15 protein-coding genes are annotated in these 16,524 nt (G+C 42.2%); 12 read left to right on the forward strand and 3 right to left on the reverse strand.

The genetic code is table 11. The annotated features are described in order from the left end of the window. Positions 1 to 342 precede the first annotated feature (342 nt). Positions 343 to 2,070: a S8 family peptidase gene (locus ACTNES_RS00005; protein ID WP_441038223.1), complete on the forward strand. Its 1,728-nt coding sequence runs from the start codon at positions 343 to 345 to the stop codon at positions 2,068 to 2,070. 554 nt (positions 2,071 to 2,624) lie between these two features. Here the strand turns inward: ACTNES_RS00005 and ACTNES_RS00010 are convergent. Beyond that, on the reverse strand, positions 2,625 to 3,056 hold the full coding sequence (locus tag ACTNES_RS00010; RefSeq protein WP_441038224.1) for a hypothetical protein: 432 nt from the start codon (positions 3,054 to 3,056) through the stop codon (positions 2,625 to 2,627). 259 nt (positions 3,057 to 3,315) lie between these two features. Then, positions 3,316 to 4,164, reverse strand: coding sequence for a LysR family transcriptional regulator (locus ACTNES_RS00015; RefSeq protein WP_291804429.1), 849 nt, complete (start codon positions 4,162 to 4,164; stop codon positions 3,316 to 3,318). Between the two features lie 314 nt (positions 4,165 to 4,478). On the opposite strand from ACTNES_RS00015, the gene ACTNES_RS00020 reads away from it, so the two are divergent. The 10 genes from ACTNES_RS00020 to ACTNES_RS00065 all read left to right on the forward strand — a co-directional run bounded on the left by ACTNES_RS00020 (position 4,479) and on the right by ACTNES_RS00065 (position 14,597). Beyond that, positions 4,479 to 5,042: a hypothetical protein gene (locus tag ACTNES_RS00020; RefSeq protein WP_441038225.1), complete on the forward strand. Its 564-nt coding sequence runs from the start codon at positions 4,479 to 4,481 to the stop codon at positions 5,040 to 5,042. Between the two features lie 57 nt (positions 5,043 to 5,099). Beyond that, complete coding sequence (locus tag ACTNES_RS00025) at positions 5,100 to 5,390, forward strand: 4Fe-4S binding protein (RefSeq protein WP_441038277.1); 291 nt, start codon at positions 5,100 to 5,102, stop codon at positions 5,388 to 5,390. A 453-nt stretch (positions 5,391 to 5,843) separates the two neighbouring features. Next, positions 5,844 to 7,037 carry a BMP family lipoprotein gene (locus ACTNES_RS00030; RefSeq protein ID WP_291816073.1) on the forward strand — a complete coding sequence of 398 codons (1,194 nt, stop codon included), beginning with the start codon at positions 5,844 to 5,846 and terminating at the stop codon, positions 7,035 to 7,037. A gap of 171 nt (positions 7,038 to 7,208) precedes the next feature. Then, a complete protein-coding gene (locus ACTNES_RS00035; protein ID WP_441038226.1) occupies positions 7,209 to 8,738 on the forward strand; it encodes an ABC transporter ATP-binding protein in 1,530 nt (509 codons plus the stop codon). 3 nt (positions 8,739 to 8,741) lie between these two features. Next, the gene (locus tag ACTNES_RS00040) at positions 8,742 to 9,872 is read left to right on the forward strand and encodes an ABC transporter permease (protein ID WP_291804422.1); all 1,131 of its coding nucleotides are present in this window, start codon (positions 8,742 to 8,744) and stop codon (positions 9,870 to 9,872) included. Positions 9,873 to 9,874: 2 nt separating this feature from the next. Next, positions 9,875 to 10,816 (forward strand): ABC transporter permease, encoded by a 942-nt coding sequence (locus ACTNES_RS00045; protein WP_441038227.1) that lies wholly within the window; start codon positions 9,875 to 9,877, stop codon positions 10,814 to 10,816. A 315-nt stretch (positions 10,817 to 11,131) separates the two neighbouring features. After that, positions 11,132 to 11,701, forward strand: a complete 570-nt coding sequence (locus tag ACTNES_RS00050) for an Rpn family recombination-promoting nuclease/putative transposase (protein WP_441038228.1) — start codon at positions 11,132 to 11,134, stop codon at positions 11,699 to 11,701. Between the two features lie 125 nt (positions 11,702 to 11,826). Then, positions 11,827 to 12,549: a hypothetical protein gene (locus ACTNES_RS00055; RefSeq protein WP_441038229.1), complete on the forward strand. Its 723-nt coding sequence runs from the start codon at positions 11,827 to 11,829 to the stop codon at positions 12,547 to 12,549. A gap of 135 nt (positions 12,550 to 12,684) precedes the next feature. Continuing rightward, a complete protein-coding gene (locus tag ACTNES_RS00060) occupies positions 12,685 to 13,380 on the forward strand; it encodes a hypothetical protein (RefSeq protein ID WP_291816092.1) in 696 nt (231 codons plus the stop codon). A gap of 449 nt (positions 13,381 to 13,829) precedes the next feature. Further along, positions 13,830 to 14,597: a hypothetical protein gene (locus ACTNES_RS00065; protein WP_320812857.1), complete on the forward strand. Its 768-nt coding sequence runs from the start codon at positions 13,830 to 13,832 to the stop codon at positions 14,595 to 14,597. A 119-nt stretch (positions 14,598 to 14,716) separates the two neighbouring features. Here ACTNES_RS00065 and ACTNES_RS00070 read toward each other — a convergent pair whose 3' ends face one another. Continuing rightward, positions 14,717 to 15,763 (reverse strand): ROK family protein, encoded by a 1,047-nt coding sequence (locus ACTNES_RS00070; protein WP_441038230.1) that lies wholly within the window; start codon positions 15,761 to 15,763, stop codon positions 14,717 to 14,719. On the opposite strand from ACTNES_RS00070, the gene ACTNES_RS00075 reads away from it, so the two are divergent. Next, entirely contained in the window at positions 15,731 to 16,372 is a 642-nt protein-coding gene (locus ACTNES_RS00075; RefSeq protein ID WP_291809885.1) for a hypothetical protein, read from the forward strand. The genes ACTNES_RS00070 and ACTNES_RS00075 overlap by 33 nt on opposite strands. Positions 16,373 to 16,524: the final 152 nt, after the last annotated feature.

Genomic DNA, 16,524 nt, shown 5'->3' on the forward strand with positions numbered 1-16,524 from the left:
CATTATATTTGTGTCACAGGAACTGGTGAATATCGATCTTTTCAAGATGGATATCATCTAATCTGTAGTGTTATTCATCAGGAAAAGTATCAGTATCTGCTTCCATGTGCAAAAGCAAGCAATGATTTTGAATCATTTATGAAATTAGCAGGATAATTTTGTGCATTTTTTCAAATTTGCTCATTTATAGCTAAAAAAGATATAAAGCCGGTTTAGTCTGCACGATGTGAGGAGAACATGTATGAACGTGAGATTAAATTTGTTAAAGAAAAGATATGAGAAAACATCAGAACAAATGTATATAATAAATGTAAGTATGTGTATAACTGAAATGGATCATTTATGGTAGATCAGAAAATAGATAATCTTTTAAACCTTGCAATGGATGCTGCTCCAGAGGAACGGAGAAAGTCTGAGAATCTGAATGTGGGATATGATTCAGCTATGCGATTGTGGGACGTGATCGTGAAATATAGCGGACCGGAGAGTGGACTGGCGGGAACCGGCATTCAGGTAGTCCCATTATTGGGTGGCTATGCAGTAGTGACTTTGCCGGAATCTGAGATAGATGCTTATTCCGACAGAGTACAGGTGGAATTTATGGAAAAGCCAAAACGCCTGTATTTTGAGCTGTTTCAGGCAAAAGGAACAAGCTGCATCCGGACAGTGCAGACCGGCAGAAATGGACTGACAGGAAAAGGAATTCTGGTAGGAGTTGTGGATTCGGGCGTAGACTATTTTCACTCTGACTTCCGAAATGCAGACGGAAGCAGCAGGATTTTACGTTTATGGGATCAAAGCATACAAGGAAATCCACCGCAGGGATATGTAACAGGAACAGAATATACGAAAGAAGAAATAGATGAGGCGCTTGCACTTGGAGAAAACCAGGGCAGGCGCCTTGTTCCGTCCATGGATTACAGTGGACATGGAACCTCGGTACTTGGGATTGCTGCGGGAAATGGGCGGGCGTCAGATGGAGTGAATCAGGGAGTTGCATATGAAAGTGATCTGCTGGTGGTGAAGATGGGAGTTCCCAGAGAGAACGCATTTCCAAGGACTACAGAACTAATACAGGGGATTGATTATCTGGTGCGCCAGGCGTTAGCTATGGGACGACCGATGGTGATCAATCTCAGTTTTGGAAACAACTATGGATCCCACCGAGGTGATTCATTACTTGAGACTTATATAGATATGGTTTCCTCCATGGGCAGACTTGCAATCTGCACAGGCACAGGAAACAATGGAAACCAGCCACTGCATGACGGCGGAACACTCAGCCAGGGTCAGACCCGCCAGGTAGAATTATCTATAAGCAGCAGAGAACCAACACTGAATGTACAGCTATGGAAATCCTACGAGGACGAAATGGATATCTACATCGCCAATCCCTCCGGCAGCAGGATCGGACCACTTTACGAACAGCTTGGCCCTCAGCGCTACAGACTGGGAAATACAGAACTCCTGATTTACTATGGCAAACCAGGCCCCTACCATGTAACCCAGGAAATCTACATAGATTTCCTTCCGGTGGAAACTTATGTGGACAGCGGCGGCTGGAAGATCATCTTAAGTGGAAAACGCGTCCGAGGCGGAGAATACTACCTATGGCTCCCCGGCGGCAGTACCCTCAACCGCGGAACCGGATTCTACACCCCCAGAGCCTACGGCACCCTCACAATCCCCTCAACATCTTCAAGGATCATCACAGTGGGAGCTTACGATTCCCTGATCAACGCCTACGCCGACTTCTCCGGTCGCGGCAGCCGAATGCTCCCCTGCCTCAAACCCGATCTGGCCGCTCCCGGCGTAAACATAGTAGCCCCAATCCCAGGCGGTGGCTGCAGCCCAGTAACAGGAACCTCCTTCGCAGCCCCCTTTGTCAGCGGAGCAGCGGCGTTGCTTATGCAGTGGGGGATTATTAATGGGAATGATCCGTATCTCTATGGGGAAAAAGTAAAAGCATATCTCAGAAGAGGGGCGCAGCCACTGCAGGGGTATGAGGTGTATCCAAATGAGGAAGTAGGGTGGGGAAGACTTTGCTTGAAGAGTAGCCTGCCAGATTAATTTGTTATAATCAGAAATATTGCTATGTAGTAGTAAGAATTTTTGATATACTGGGTAAAAGAGTATAAACTATAGCAATCCTCGTAAATAATGCATTTAAGGCAGTTCAGCAGAGTGCGAAAGACAAGGAAGATATCTGCGGGCGTGCTGACGCACGGCAAAGATATCTGACGCAGGATTTCACACTCTGATGGGCTGGATTAAGATGCATTATTTTAGAGGATTGCTATAGGCATTATCTATTTAATAACTTCTCGGAGTTAATTAGATTTAGTAAATACAAAGTCGAATAAAACTGAATATAGCGTTTTGATAGAAGAAAATTGTTCTGATTGAAAATATAACATTTCAATAGGCATGATTTTTAGACATAGTTGAAACTATGTCTTGAAAAAAAGTATGGTATGACGTAAACTGTCATTATTAAGCGTCTAAACTTAATAATGACTGGAATGCCTCAATAGATGGCATTTCCCATGCATCCAGATGTTGCAGCATCATGGTGCAGTAGAGGCGGCAGTACCACATCATAGATGAACGGTGTCTGCCGTCTTCTAATTTATAATCTTCTTTTTATGTCTGAGCTGGACAGAAAGATGTTTCTGGTCAGAATCCCAGATATGGCGGAAGAAATCATAAAAGGTACCGATGCCTGGTACATCATCAGGGGAGAATCCACTGATGATGGCATATAAAGGACATTCTTTGAGCCTGGATACCCAATCAGTAATGGAAGTGATCTTGAGTTTAATAGAAAGCAGGTAAGAACGCAGCATGAAAGCAGGATCTCGTGGAGAAGGCCAAAATTTAGAATAAGAGTCCATAAGGATATTTGTAGTCTGAGGAAGATCCAGATGCCAGACCTGGATGATGATCTTCCAGGTCTGGCTGGGGATAGAAAAAGGATCCGGGTAATAAAGTAAAAAGTTAGAGATAAAGAAGTCCTGATAAAGGGAATGTGATCCAGGTGAATAAACAGGTAACATGATAATGCCTCTATTTCAAAAATAATATAATCGGCAGAGCCAAAAAAGAAATTTCTTATTGATCAAGGCGTGAAACGCCACATTTTTGGAGGGATTTGTCAAGTATTTTTTAAAAAAAATGGGGGATTTTGATTATGGACAAAGAAAAAACCTTGAAAAATCAAGGCTTAGAATTCAGAGAAGATATTGTAGTATTTGGGTTCTTTAAAGTGTTCGGATTTGAACACTTTTTTGGAAACATATGAAAATAGAAATTTTATCAATCCAAAAACCACCCAATCTTCTCCTCAACCTCCGCATACTTCAGATAAATAATATTAAACTCCCTGATCAGTGGTTCTCCTTTGAGCGTAAAAATCCCAAGTTCCGGATCGCTTTTAGCAAGAACTTCATATACGAAAGAAATTCCATATCCGGATTTGATAAGGTCGATGATCATTTTGAAGCTGGAAATGCAGATATGGCGGTGAAAGCGTTCCAGGGATTCGTTGTGTTCTAGGAGTTTATCCTCAAGGATGGCCAGAGTCCCAGAGCCTTTTTCGCGGTGGATGAGGGTTTCGGACAGAAGGTTTTCTACGGAGACTTCTTTTCCTGCAAATGGATGGTCTTTCGGGCAGATTCCTACGAAAGGTTCTCTGCGGTATAGCTGGCTTTCAAATCTGTTTTTGTCAAAATATCCCTCGATAATGGCATAGTCCAGTGCATTCTGTTCAAGTAGTTGAAGAAGATGTTTTGTATTATCAACGATCAATGTCAGGGAAGTATCAGACTGGTCCAGAAATTTATGAATCTGGTCAGTAATTACATAGTCTCCAATGGTCTTTGTGGCGCCGATGCGAAGCTCACGAAGGCCATTATTTTTGAGCTTTTCACGGAGAAAATTCTCACGCTGTTGTGCAGAACGTAAATGTTCTTCCAGCATCTGAGCAGCGGGTGTTTTAATCAGTTTTCTGTTTTCGTAGAGAAAAAAACGGCAGCCGTATTCCTTTTCCAGAAACTGTATATGTTGTGTGACGGCAGGTTGTGTAATGTGTAGCAGTTCAGCTGCTTCGCGATAGTTCATAACATTGCATACAGTCATAAAAGTTTCAGTTCTATGATCCAACATAGGATTCGCCTCCTGGAGTATGAGTTATCTTTAGTATTTCGTTATTAACATATGATAAATTTAACTTATTATTTCATAAAAACTAATGAATTGATTTTATCATTTATGAGCTCTATAATCAATAAGAAACAAGATTCCAGTTTGAGTAAAATGAAAAATACATTTGCGTCGCATGTCTCAGGATAGTGTCAAGTAGACAGTAACAGAAAATATACTGCAAAAAATAGGGGAACTTATCTAAACAATAAGATTTTTTGCAGTATAAGTGGCTGGAATGAGCAATACTAAAGTGCAAGAAAAAGAGGAGAACTCAAATGAAACAGGAGAAAGAAACAATTTCCGGCACAAAGCTAAGCCCAGAAGAAATCAAACGTGTGAAAGGTCTTGGATGTTTAAAGGATAAACGTTACGATGACATTTTCAACATCCGGGTAATCACAAGAAACGGCCGCATCACTACAGACGAGCACCGTGCGATTGCCGATGCAGCAGAGAAATTCGGAAACGGCGAAATTACGATGACAACCCGCCTGAGCCTGGAAATTCAGGGGGTACCATATGCGAACATCGAAGATACCATCGCATTTCTGGCAGAACATGGTCTGACTACCGGTGGAACCGGAAGTCTGGTGAGACCGGTTGTATCCTGTAAAGGAACCACTTGTCAGTACGGTCTGATCGATACATTTGCACTCAGCGAAAAGATTCACGAACGTTTTTATGTAGGATATCATAACGTAACACTACCACATAAATTCAAAATCGCAGTAGGCGGATGCCCGAACAACTGCGTAAAACCAAATTTGAATGACCTTGGAATCATCGGTCAGCGAATCCCGAAGCCAGATATTGAGAAATGCCGTGGATGCAAAGTCTGACAGATCGCGAAGAACTGTCCGGTAACAGTTCCGAAAGTAGTAGACGGCAAAATCTATATCAATCCAGAAGAATGCAATCACTGCGGCCGCTGCAAAGGCAGATGCCCATTTGGCGCAGTTACAGAATACCAGAACGGTTACAAGATCTACATAGGCGGCCGCTGGGGCAAGAGAGTCGCTCACGGACTTACACTTACCAAGATCTTTACGGATGAAGAAGAGGTAATGAACGTAGTAGAGAAAGCCATCAATCTCTTCAAAAACGAAGGAATCGCAGGCGAACGTTTTGCGGATACAGTGAATCGTCTCGGATTTGAATATGTAAATAATAAATTGATCAATGAATAAAGAAAATGTGTTACTGATGTTATGGATCGGGTAAACAGATCAATAACAAAAACGAATAAATAATAAAATGCCTGCTGACGGCGGATATTATAAATATCTCCTAAGCAGGCATTTTTGTGTATTGCAGGAAAAAAGTCCCGTAAAATTCATTCACTGATGAGAAAAAAACTTCTATAAAATGTCATAATTTATGATATTATTTAAAAAGTTTGAATTTATGTTGTAAATACAAGCGAAGTCAGCTGGCATAAAGGGGATATAACTTCAAATTCTGTTTCCTTTATTCCGAAAATCAAAAACCTTGTCAGAAAGGTAAGAATGATTTTGAAGGGACATTTGTCCGATACATTTTGCAACGGATAAAACCGCAGATTTACAGCAGAATAAGAAAACGATAACCGTTATTGTTCACGGAGTGAGCAGCAACACATTACAATGGAGGAAACAAAACGCATGAAAAAATGTAAAAAAGCAGTGTCCATCCTGCTGATCGCAGCAATGCTGGTTCTCATGTTATCCGGATGCGGCGGAAAGTCCGTAGCCACAGAGAATACCGGCAGCTCCGAATACAGAGTCTGCATGATCACAGACGCAGGAGACATCACGGACCAGTCCTTTAACCAGACAACTTATGAAGCCTGCAGAGATTACTGCAACGAACATAACATTGATTTTACCTACAAGAAACCAGACGGTGACACAGACTATGCCAGAACAGCCATGGTCGATGTTGCGGTAGCAGAAGGCTACAATATTCTGGTAATGCCTGGCTATGTTTTTGCCCAGACAGTTGTAGACACTACTTTCAAATATCCGGACATTAAATTCATTGTTCTGGATATGAGCGCAGGTGACATCGGTGCGGCAGCAGTAGGAAATGCTTACTATGATGACCCGGATGCCTACAATGTAGCTGATTATTATAATACAGAAAACACCTACCTTGCGATCTATCAGGAAGCAATCCCAGGATACCTTGCAGGATATACAGCAGTAAAACTTGGATACCGTCACCTCGGATTTCTCGGTGGTCAGGCAGTTCCTGGAGTTATGCGTTATGGATACGGTTATGTACAGGGAATTGACGTAGCTGCAAAAGAAATGGGAATCACAGATGACGTGACTATTGAGTATGCATACGGCGGTCAGTTCTATGGATCCACAGAGATCACAGCAGCTATGGACACCTGGTACAGCAACGGAACAGAAGTTGTCTTCGCATGCGGCGGTGGTATTTTCACCTCAGCAGCAGAGGCAGCAGCGAAAGTAGGTGGAAAGATCATCGGTGTTGACTCCGATCAGTCTCCGACTATCGACGCATACGGCGAGGGAATGACCATCACTTCAGCTATGAAGAGCCTTACAGCAACCGTAAATTCCATGCTCAATTCCATCATCTATGACGGAACATGGGAAGAACACGTAGGAAAAGTAGAGAACCTTGGTCTTGTATCCAAAGACGATATGTCCCTGAACTATGTCGGACTTCCGGAGGATACCACTCAGTGGAACGATGATTTCGGACTGGAAGACTACAAGAAACTCGTAGCAGACATCTTTGACGGCAAAGTTGAAGTCAACAACAGCACTGATGAGATGCCACAGGTATCTGTAAAATTAAATGTACGTCAGGGTACGATCAAATAAATCAGACGGAATACTGGTAAGTTTTTCAGAACTTACATGGTTACTGTTCATTTCATTCTCAGCACCGCATGCTTCGGAATTTTGACCTGTATATGTCAAAATATCTCTGGAAATGTTGCACGAAACAGTAACCTTACAGGATTTAATTAAAAATGGAAAGGAAATAATAATATGTCTGAATATGCAATTGAAATGCTGAATATTACCAAGCGTTTCCCAGGAATTGTGGCAAACGATAATATTACGCTTCAGTTGAAAAAAGGTGAGATCCATGCACTTCTCGGTGAAAATGGAGCCGGAAAATCAACGCTGATGAGTATTCTGTTTGGTCTGTACCAGCCGGATGAAGGCGAGATACGCAAAGACGGAAAGAAAGTAGAGATCAAGAATCCAAACGATGCCAATGCCCTGCAGATCGGTATGGTACACCAGCACTTCAAACTGGTAGAATGCTTCTCCGTACTGGATAACATCATCCTCGGAGTAGAAAACACCAAATACGGCCTGCTGAAAAAAGACGACGCCAGAAAGAAAGTCATGGAGCTGTCTGAGAAATATCATCTCCAGGTAGATCCGGATGCTCTGATCGAGAACATCACAGTCGGAATGCAGCAGAGAACCGAAATCCTGAAGATGCTCTACCGTGATAACGAAATCCTGATCTTCGACGAGCCGACTGCCGTGCTTACCGTACAGGAAATCGCAGAGCTCATGAAGATCATGAAAGGCCTTGCAGCAGAAGGAAAAAGCATTCTCTTTATCACACACAAACTGAACGAGATCATGGAAGTAGCTGACCGCTGCACCATCCTCCGCAAAGGAAAATACATTGACACCGTCAACATCAAAGACACAACTCCAGAAAAACTTTCCGCCATGATGGTAGGAAGAAATGTCAGCTTTAAAGTAGACAAAGCACCGATGAATCCGGGTAAAGTTGTGTTGGATGTCAAGGGAATGACAGTAGCCGGTGAGAACCATAAGAAGGATGCAGTGAGAAATGTATCATTCCAGGTAAGAGAGGGCGAGATCGTCTGCATCGCCGGAATCGACGGAAACGGCCAGAGCGAGCTGGTATACGGACTTTCCGGTCTGTCAGATCTGAAATCCGGAACCATCCATATGAATGGCCAGGATCTCACAAAGGCATCTGTCCGTCAGAGATCCGTTCTCGGAGAGAGCCACATTCCGGAAGACAGACACAAACACGGTCTGGTACTTGATTATTCACTGGAGAACAACATGGTACTCCAGACTTATTTCAAGCCACAGTTTACCAACACATTCGGTTTCCTTAAGAAAAAAGAAATCCGAAGCTATGCAGAAAAGCTGATCAACAAATTTGACGTCAGATCCAGCCAGGGTGCAGTGACAGTAGCAAGAACCATGTCCGGCGGTAATCAGCAGAAAGCTATCGTAGCCAGAGAAATCGACAAAGATCCGTCATTCCTGATCGCTGTACAGCCGACCCGAGGCGTAGACGTAGGTGCTATCGAACTGATCCACAAACAGATCATCGAAGAGCGCGACAAAGGAAAAGCAGTACTTCTTGTCAGTCTGGAACTGGATGAGGTTATGGATGTTTCCGACAGAATCCTTGTGATGTACGAGGGCGAGATCGTAGGAGAATTCAAACCGGAAGAAGTAACAGTAGAAGAACTTGGCCTTTACATGACAGGCGCCAAGAGACAGGAGGTTTAAGAGATGAATAAAGAGAAAAAGAATATACTGTCGAATGGAGCTGTCCAGACTTTACTTGCATCCCTGTTCTGTATTGTACTTGGACTGGTTGTAGGTTATGTGGTACTTCTCGCCATCAATCCGGCAGGAGCAGGAAAAGCCATCACCGCAATCCTGCAGAACTTCCTGTATTTCCCGAGACCGGAAGTTGCACTGGAATACTTCGGAAGCACCCTTGCAAAAACAGCACCGCTTCTGATGTGTACTCTGTCCGTTTTATTTGCCTATAAAGTAGGCCTGTTTAATATCGGAGCATCCGGACAGTATTCTGTTGGAGCAGGATTTGCCCTGTATTTCGGTATCCATTACAATGCGCCATGGTGGGTATGCCTGATCCTGGCAATGCTCGGCGGCGCAGCACTTGGTGCCATCGCAGGCGCATTAAAAGCGTACCTGAATGTAAACGAAGTAATCGCATGCATCATGCTGAACTGGATCAGCCTGTATGCTGTAAACACTGTACTTACAGAAGTAAAAGAATCCGGAACTACTTATACACTTCCGCTTCGCACCAACAATCCGAACGCACTGATCCCGCATCTGGGACTTCAGCATTTATTTGCGGATAACCGTTATGTAACCATCGCCATCCCGCTGGCAGTTATTTTTGCCATCCTGGTATGGGTTGTACTTGATAAGACAAAATTAGGTTATGAGCTCAAAGCAACTGGTCTCTCCATCAATGCTGCAAAATATGCAGGTATGAGAGAAAAGAAAAACATTATCCTTACAATGGCAATCTCCGGTGCACTTGCCGGACTTGGAGCCGGATTCCTGTACTTATGTGGAATCGAACAGTGGTCCTGCGCACAGACAGCAGTCCCGAATATGGGATTCAACGGAATCGCAGCTGCATTCCTCGGCGGTATCCATCCGATCGGCGTGATTTTTTCCTCATTCTTTATCCAGCATATCACCAGCGGCGGTGCATATGTAGACAAGATGGTTTATTGTTCACAGATTTCCGACCTGATCGCAGCACTCATTATCTATTTCTGCGGATTTGTATTATTCTTTAAACACGTAATGAGAAGCAGGATCCAGAAATCTGAAGATAAGAAAAAGAACGTAGCAGCGAAGAAAGGAGGAGAATAAGCATGGCATTATTATTACAGTATACCCTGATCTATGCATCCGTTTTATTACTGGTTGCACTCGGCGGATGCTTCTCTGAACGAAGTGGTATCATTAACCTTGGTCTTGAGGGAATCATGGTTGCAGGAGCACTTGGCGGCGCACTGGTTATGAAATACATGCCGAACCTTTCACCGGCAGCTATGGTGATCGGCGTAGTCATCGGCAGTGTGGTATTCGGAATGGTATTCTCACTTCTCCTCGCAGTAGCAGCCATCAACTTCAACGCAGACCAGACATTGGTCGGAACTGCAATGAACATGCTGGCAACTGCAGCAGCAACTGTATTTGTAAAAGCCATCAACATGGCAGAGAACCCAAACAACGTAGCATCCACCATCCAGTACATTGACCAGAAGAAAGCCTTTTCCATCGTAAAGATCGCAGGCTTCGAGATTAACTGGTTTATGATCATCACGATTGTACTTCTGATCCTTGCAAACGTTGTTTTATATCACACACGTCTTGGCTTACGACTGATGGCATGCGGAGAACATCCGCAGGCAGCAGACTCCGTGGGAATCAATGTATATAAAATGCGCTACATCGGTGTCCTGATCTCCGGATTCCTTGGCGGACTCGGCGGTATCGTGTACATCACAGCCGGCGTTTCCGAATGGAAATTCGAGAACGGTGTCGCAGGCTTCGGATTCCTGGCACTTGCCGTTATGATCTTCGGACAGTGGAAACCGAATCTGATCGCTCTGGCAGCATTACTGTTTGGACTCTTCCGTGCATTGTCCAACGTATATTCAGGCTTCGACTTCCTCGCATCCCTGAACATCCCGGGAACATTCTATAAGATGCTCCCATACATCATTTCCCTGCTTGTGCTTGCTGTTTCCTCCAAGAAATCACGCGCACCGAAGGCAGAAGGAATTCCTTACGATAAGGGACAGAGATAAAATTATATGGATAAGAAATGAAATAATTTGCATATTGCATTCAATGTAGAGGATATCTAATTGGAAACAGAAAAGGACAGCGTACAAAATCAATAGATTTTGCACTGTCCTTTTTGCTGTAAAAATCTTTTTACTGAGGCTGAGATGACGTGTGCTTTGCTGCTGAGAACGGAGTGAACAGTAACGATACATTATGCGATGCCATTGAGACATATGATTGGAGATGCTTTTTCTTATTTAAAAGAGTATAATGAGATTGCAGCAAAGAACCGAAAAGATAAAGATTTTACGACATCAGATGAATTCCTTTCCAATATGAAGAAAACAGATAGACTTCATCCAGTGATAAGTCTCTGTGTTTATTATGGAGAAAATCCGTGGGACGGGCCATTGTGCCTGATGGATATGTTGGAAATTCCTGATAAGATAAGAACATTGGTGTCAGATTATAAAATGAATCTGATTGAGTTAAGAACAAGTGGAGCACTTAAGTTCCATGATTCGGATGTTAATACAGTGTTTGATATTAGCCGTTCTATTTATGAGCGTAATTATGCTAAAATCAATACAGTATATAAAGAACATGAGATTTCATCGGAACTGGGCATTGTGATTGGAGCGATTACACAATCACAGCGTCTGATAAGTCAAGCTTTGGAGATGGAACAAAAAGGAGGTAGAATCAATATGTGCAGTGCATTGGAGGAATTAGAGAAAAAAGCAGAGCAGGGAGGAATTGAAAAAGGAATAGAGAAAGGAATTCAGGCAACGATTCGTACCTGCAAAAATTTTAATATTAATAAAGATGCTGTAATAAAGAACCTTATGAAGGAGTTTTCTTTATCAGAAGAAGATGCCGTTAGTTATATAAAAAAATACTGGTAAGGGCTATAATGAAAACATAAATTACAGAGAAATCCACAACTATGCTATTCTTTGAGCAGAGAACTTGTTTGTTTCAGGCAAAGATCTATATTTAATGCCGCCAGCTTTAAGAAGGAGGATTCTTTATGAGGAAAAGATTAATTGCAGTAATCATGGCGTGTGCAATGAGCGTTTCTGCCGGAATGGTTCCAGTGTGGGCGGATGAAGAGCCTATTTACTGGGAGTTTGTGACGGATGGGACGGAAGGTTTACCGGTGGAAACGGCTGCTCATCCTTATGATTTCGTATTAGATAGGACAATTACAAATAAGACAGAGAAATTCTGTGTAGTTTATGATAATAGCGGTGCTGTGATCAATCCGGAGTATGAAAATGCCAGCTTGATAATAAAGGCAAATGGAAAAATCTTATTTCAGAAGAAATGCACGACCCCGGAAGGGCTTACAGTAGGAAATATGGATGTGCAAATTCCGAAACAGAAGACTGGAACGAAGATACAGATTTACCTGCAGAGCCAGAGTTGGAAAAGCAATGTAAAGACGATGAAAGTAAAGAATATAAATATGCTGCTTCTGTCAAATCGAACAGATAAGATAAAGAAACCTCAATTGACGCATAAAGGATATCGGGATTATATAAAAGGGATAAAAGGTCAGAGCCTGGTAATCAGTAATGGCAAAAGAATCGTAAAAACAATAAAGTTTAAAGAGGATAATCCGGCGTATGATATTACAAATCTTCTGATAAATAATCGGTGGAATAGTGAACTGTTTTTATATATAAAGCAAGGGAAAAAATACAGCAAGGGATATGTTTATTTTCCTTTGGAAATTGCAATTGCAGAATAGATATACCGATGATTTCAAAATGAGCGTACCGTTCCAGTAGAATTTGCACGTTGACATTATGTATGTATTCCTCTAAAATCATATTATAAATATAACTACGGAAACAACGTACAGATAAGAAAGGAGATGTATGAAATGAAGGCATTTATCAAGAGTTTAACAGTAGTTTTTCTTGCGTTGGTGCTTCTGGTGCAGCCTGCTTGGGCGGAGACGAAGGCGGCTGATCCTTATGTGGTGCATGTTGAGAAGGGATATCTGGCGGTTCGGTCGGCTCCGGCTTTTGATGCTTCTAATGAAGTGGAGAAGCTGTATAACGGAGATATTTTCTATGTCAGCAATTGGCTTGATGGAGATTACTGGTATGGCTTTTCCAAGAATGGAATCGAAGGGTATGTAAATAAGAATTATCTTGTAGCGGACTCCGGATTTAACATTGCATCTAATCTAAAGTATACTCCAGACGGAGGCGACACGATTCTGGAGAATGATTATTTCTCTGTGCAGTTTCCGGCATATATTGACTGGGAGTATGAGGTTGTAAATAACACTACTCTGAAAATTTATCATTCAGGTGCAAAGAAAGATGGTTTCGGAGGGACCGTACTTACGATCATGGCATATGACTGGGGAGATAATTCTTATGAAGAGTTTCCAAGCTGGGCAGTGGCAGGCAGCAGTGCAGATAAGAAATATATAGCTGTGCTTCCTACAGATGTTCAGTTTAATCCGAAGGATTCAGTTCAGGCATCCGAATATCGTGAGATGCTTCAGATTGCAGAGGATATGGACTGCAATGATGAAGATGCTTATAATCTTTTTAAGGTAAAGTAGGAAGAGAGATACTGTAAATCAGATAAAATAGGAAAATTTTCTGAAACATGTGGCATCACCGTAAAGTCTGCGGTGATGTCACAAAATTTTTATGTGTCAGTTGCAAAGAACAGCCAGGAAGCAATTGAATGCTTCAGGAATTCGGAAGAGAATTCTACATTGTATGGCAGTGGGCTTTGCCGGTTAAATGGATTAGAGGTAGAAAAATTTAGAGAAAAATGGGGTACGGAAGGTTGAAGTTGGTATATCAACAGAGACTGATATATTGCAGAAAAGAGAGACATTCCGTTTTAGGACATTAGAGAAAATAAAAAAGTGCCACAGCCGCATAACACCTGATATGTAGCTTGCAGCATTTTTTTATTTTATATTCGTAGTACATTGCATTCTTATCCAGACTCTTCTATAATTCTGTTATAAAAACCAAAGAATCAAGGAGGACGATGAAAATGAAGAAAATCCGTTTACTCTTATGCAGTCTGTTTGCCTGTCTGATTGCAGTTTTTTGGATTCCGGCTGTGGCGAATGCAGCGGCGGCGCCGGCCTGCCTGAAAACACAGACATTGAGATATCAGAAGATTTCCAGATACAACATCGGAGAAGAAAAGGGATCAGGTAATCCGTACATGACAGTTGTTGAGGAAAATCTGTATATTGGAAATCTGGCAGATTCGGCAGTTGTATCCAATGTGAAATCATCTAACAAAAACTTTCAGGCAGCTAAACTGAATGGTTTGAACGCAATCTATGTTGACCGAAAAGATGACTACGTAATCAAAGACGGCACCCAGACAACCATCAGTTTCACTGTAAAGCAGTATGGAAAAACATATAAACTTTCATCCAGAGTTACATTTAAGGAATTCAATTCGGTATTTAAGAATTTCAAACTGGGAAATAAGGATTATGCATCTGTACTTAAAGGTTACAGACAGCCGAAAATGGCATTAACCCAGACTGGTACGGCGAAACTGCAGATCACTCCTGCAGCTGGTTACAAGATTGATAACATCCAGATTACGTATAAAAACAGTAATGGACGTTATGCATTTAAGAATATGAAAAATGGAGCAAAGATTTCACTGAAAACTGTGACAAAGATAAATGTAGAATACCATACAACAAAGAAACCGGCCTATTATAAAGCTCCTGGAAAGACATACAATGGAATGTCAGGATCTCCACTGAATTATTGGTTCTCATTAAGCCTTAAATAAAAGAATACCTGCTGTTTGCAGATATTGAAAAATATCTCTACAGCAGGTATTTTTATGCGAATTTTGCATGACATTGACCAGTGTGTCAACAATCAATTGGTGGTACGTGAGTGTAATAATTATACTGCCTGAATAAACTTCTCCACATAATACAACGCAGCTCCAATCGCCGGTGTATACTGTCCGTTCGTGCCGACCAGGATATGGGTTCTGTCCAGGGCGAATGGTGAAGAAGCATTGATGTGGTCTGCCAGATACTCAATATCTTCCTCCGTAAAATAAGGTGCCAGATATCCGCTGATAATAATTGGCGCATCAATAACAAGATTTAAATTCTTCATGGCGAAAGCCAGATGATTGAGGTAATCTTCCCAGATTTGTGTAAGCTGGGGAGATTTTTTTTCGCGCAGGAGAGGGAAAAATTCTTTTACTGTCATATCTGCGGCATGTTCCAGAGAATTGGCAGAGCAGTAGGTTTCCAGGCATCCACGGTTTCCACAATAACAGAGTGGACCATCCGGATTAATGCACATGTGTTCCAGAGTTCCACTGTGCATGGAACTGCCCTGGTGGATCAGATGATTTGTGATGATTGCACCGCCCAGATTTCGGTTCAGCAGAAAGACGACTGCGCTGTCAAGTTCAGGATGATTCCATAATTCCAGAAAAGCAGAAGATTTGGAGTCATGCTCAAGATAGCATGGATAAGGCAGATGGCGGGAAAAATCATCTAGTTTCATGCCGGCGTTATTCATGATATTGCCGTATAATACGGTAGTATGATCCGGAGAGGTGATACCCTGGGTGGCAATGGAAACACCGAGGATTTTTTCTTCATCATACTGTTTTACTGCGATAAATTCTTTGACTTTATCAGTGACTTGTTTATAGTAGTCTGGTGTATCTGAATATGGAAGAGGAATCGTATCGGTGTAGAAGGCATTTCCGTACAGGTCAACTGCTGTAATGTGAAACATATTCTTCAGGATACCGATGCCAATGGAAACCCTGAAGTCGGAGACGATCTGGATTGCGTTTGCCTTACGTCCTCCTGTAGATTCAAAGTATCCGTTCCTTTCGATCAGACCTTCCTGCTCCAGCAGATTCAGATTCTGACTGACTGTGCCGAACGTATGAAAGTAACTGTATGCCTGAATCCTGTACATTCTGCTACAGGTCCGCTGGGTGTAGTTCTGGGATATGACCTGTTTGCTCATATGCTGAATACAAATGATGATATGATGAAGATGGCACGTATGATTGCTTATGACGAAGGTCTTCCTGTAGTAGCAGATCCGGGAATCCTTTCTCCGCAGGCTTTCGTAGATGAACTCTTTAATGACCGTTTCCCGAATGAATATCTGGGAGATACAAACCTTCGTCTGGCAGTAGACGTATCTCAGATGGTTGGTATCCGTTTTGGTGAGACTATCAAAGCATATGTTCAGAAATTCGGAGATGCTTCCAGACTGACTGCGATTCCTCTTGGTATTGCAGGATGGCTCAGATATATGCTGGGTGTAGATGATGAAGGAAATAAATTCGAACTTGCACCAGATCCAATGAATGAGGAACTTCAGGAACAGTTTAAGGATATCGTAGTTGGCAAATCGGAGACATTCAAGGATCAGTTGAAACCAATCCTTTCCAATGAGCGCCTGTTCTTCACAGATCTGTACAAAGATGGTGTGGGAGAGAAGATTGAAGGCATGTTCCGCGAAATGATCGCAGGACCTGGTGCTGTAAGAGAAACTATACATAAATATGTAGGTTGATTGAGTCAAGAGGGATTTTGTAATCTGAAATCGTATCTGAGTTGATTAAATCAATGGTGGAGCAGATATTGGTTTATGGGTAAGATGATCTTGTCAGACAGATTTTAGAAAATTAATAAGTACTGGAGATATATTCTTCTGGAGTTAAGAGA

This window comes from Blautia sp. HCP3S3_D9 (assembly GCF_052063845.1).
Taxonomy (GTDB): Bacteria; Bacillota; Clostridia; order Lachnospirales; family Lachnospiraceae; genus Blautia_A.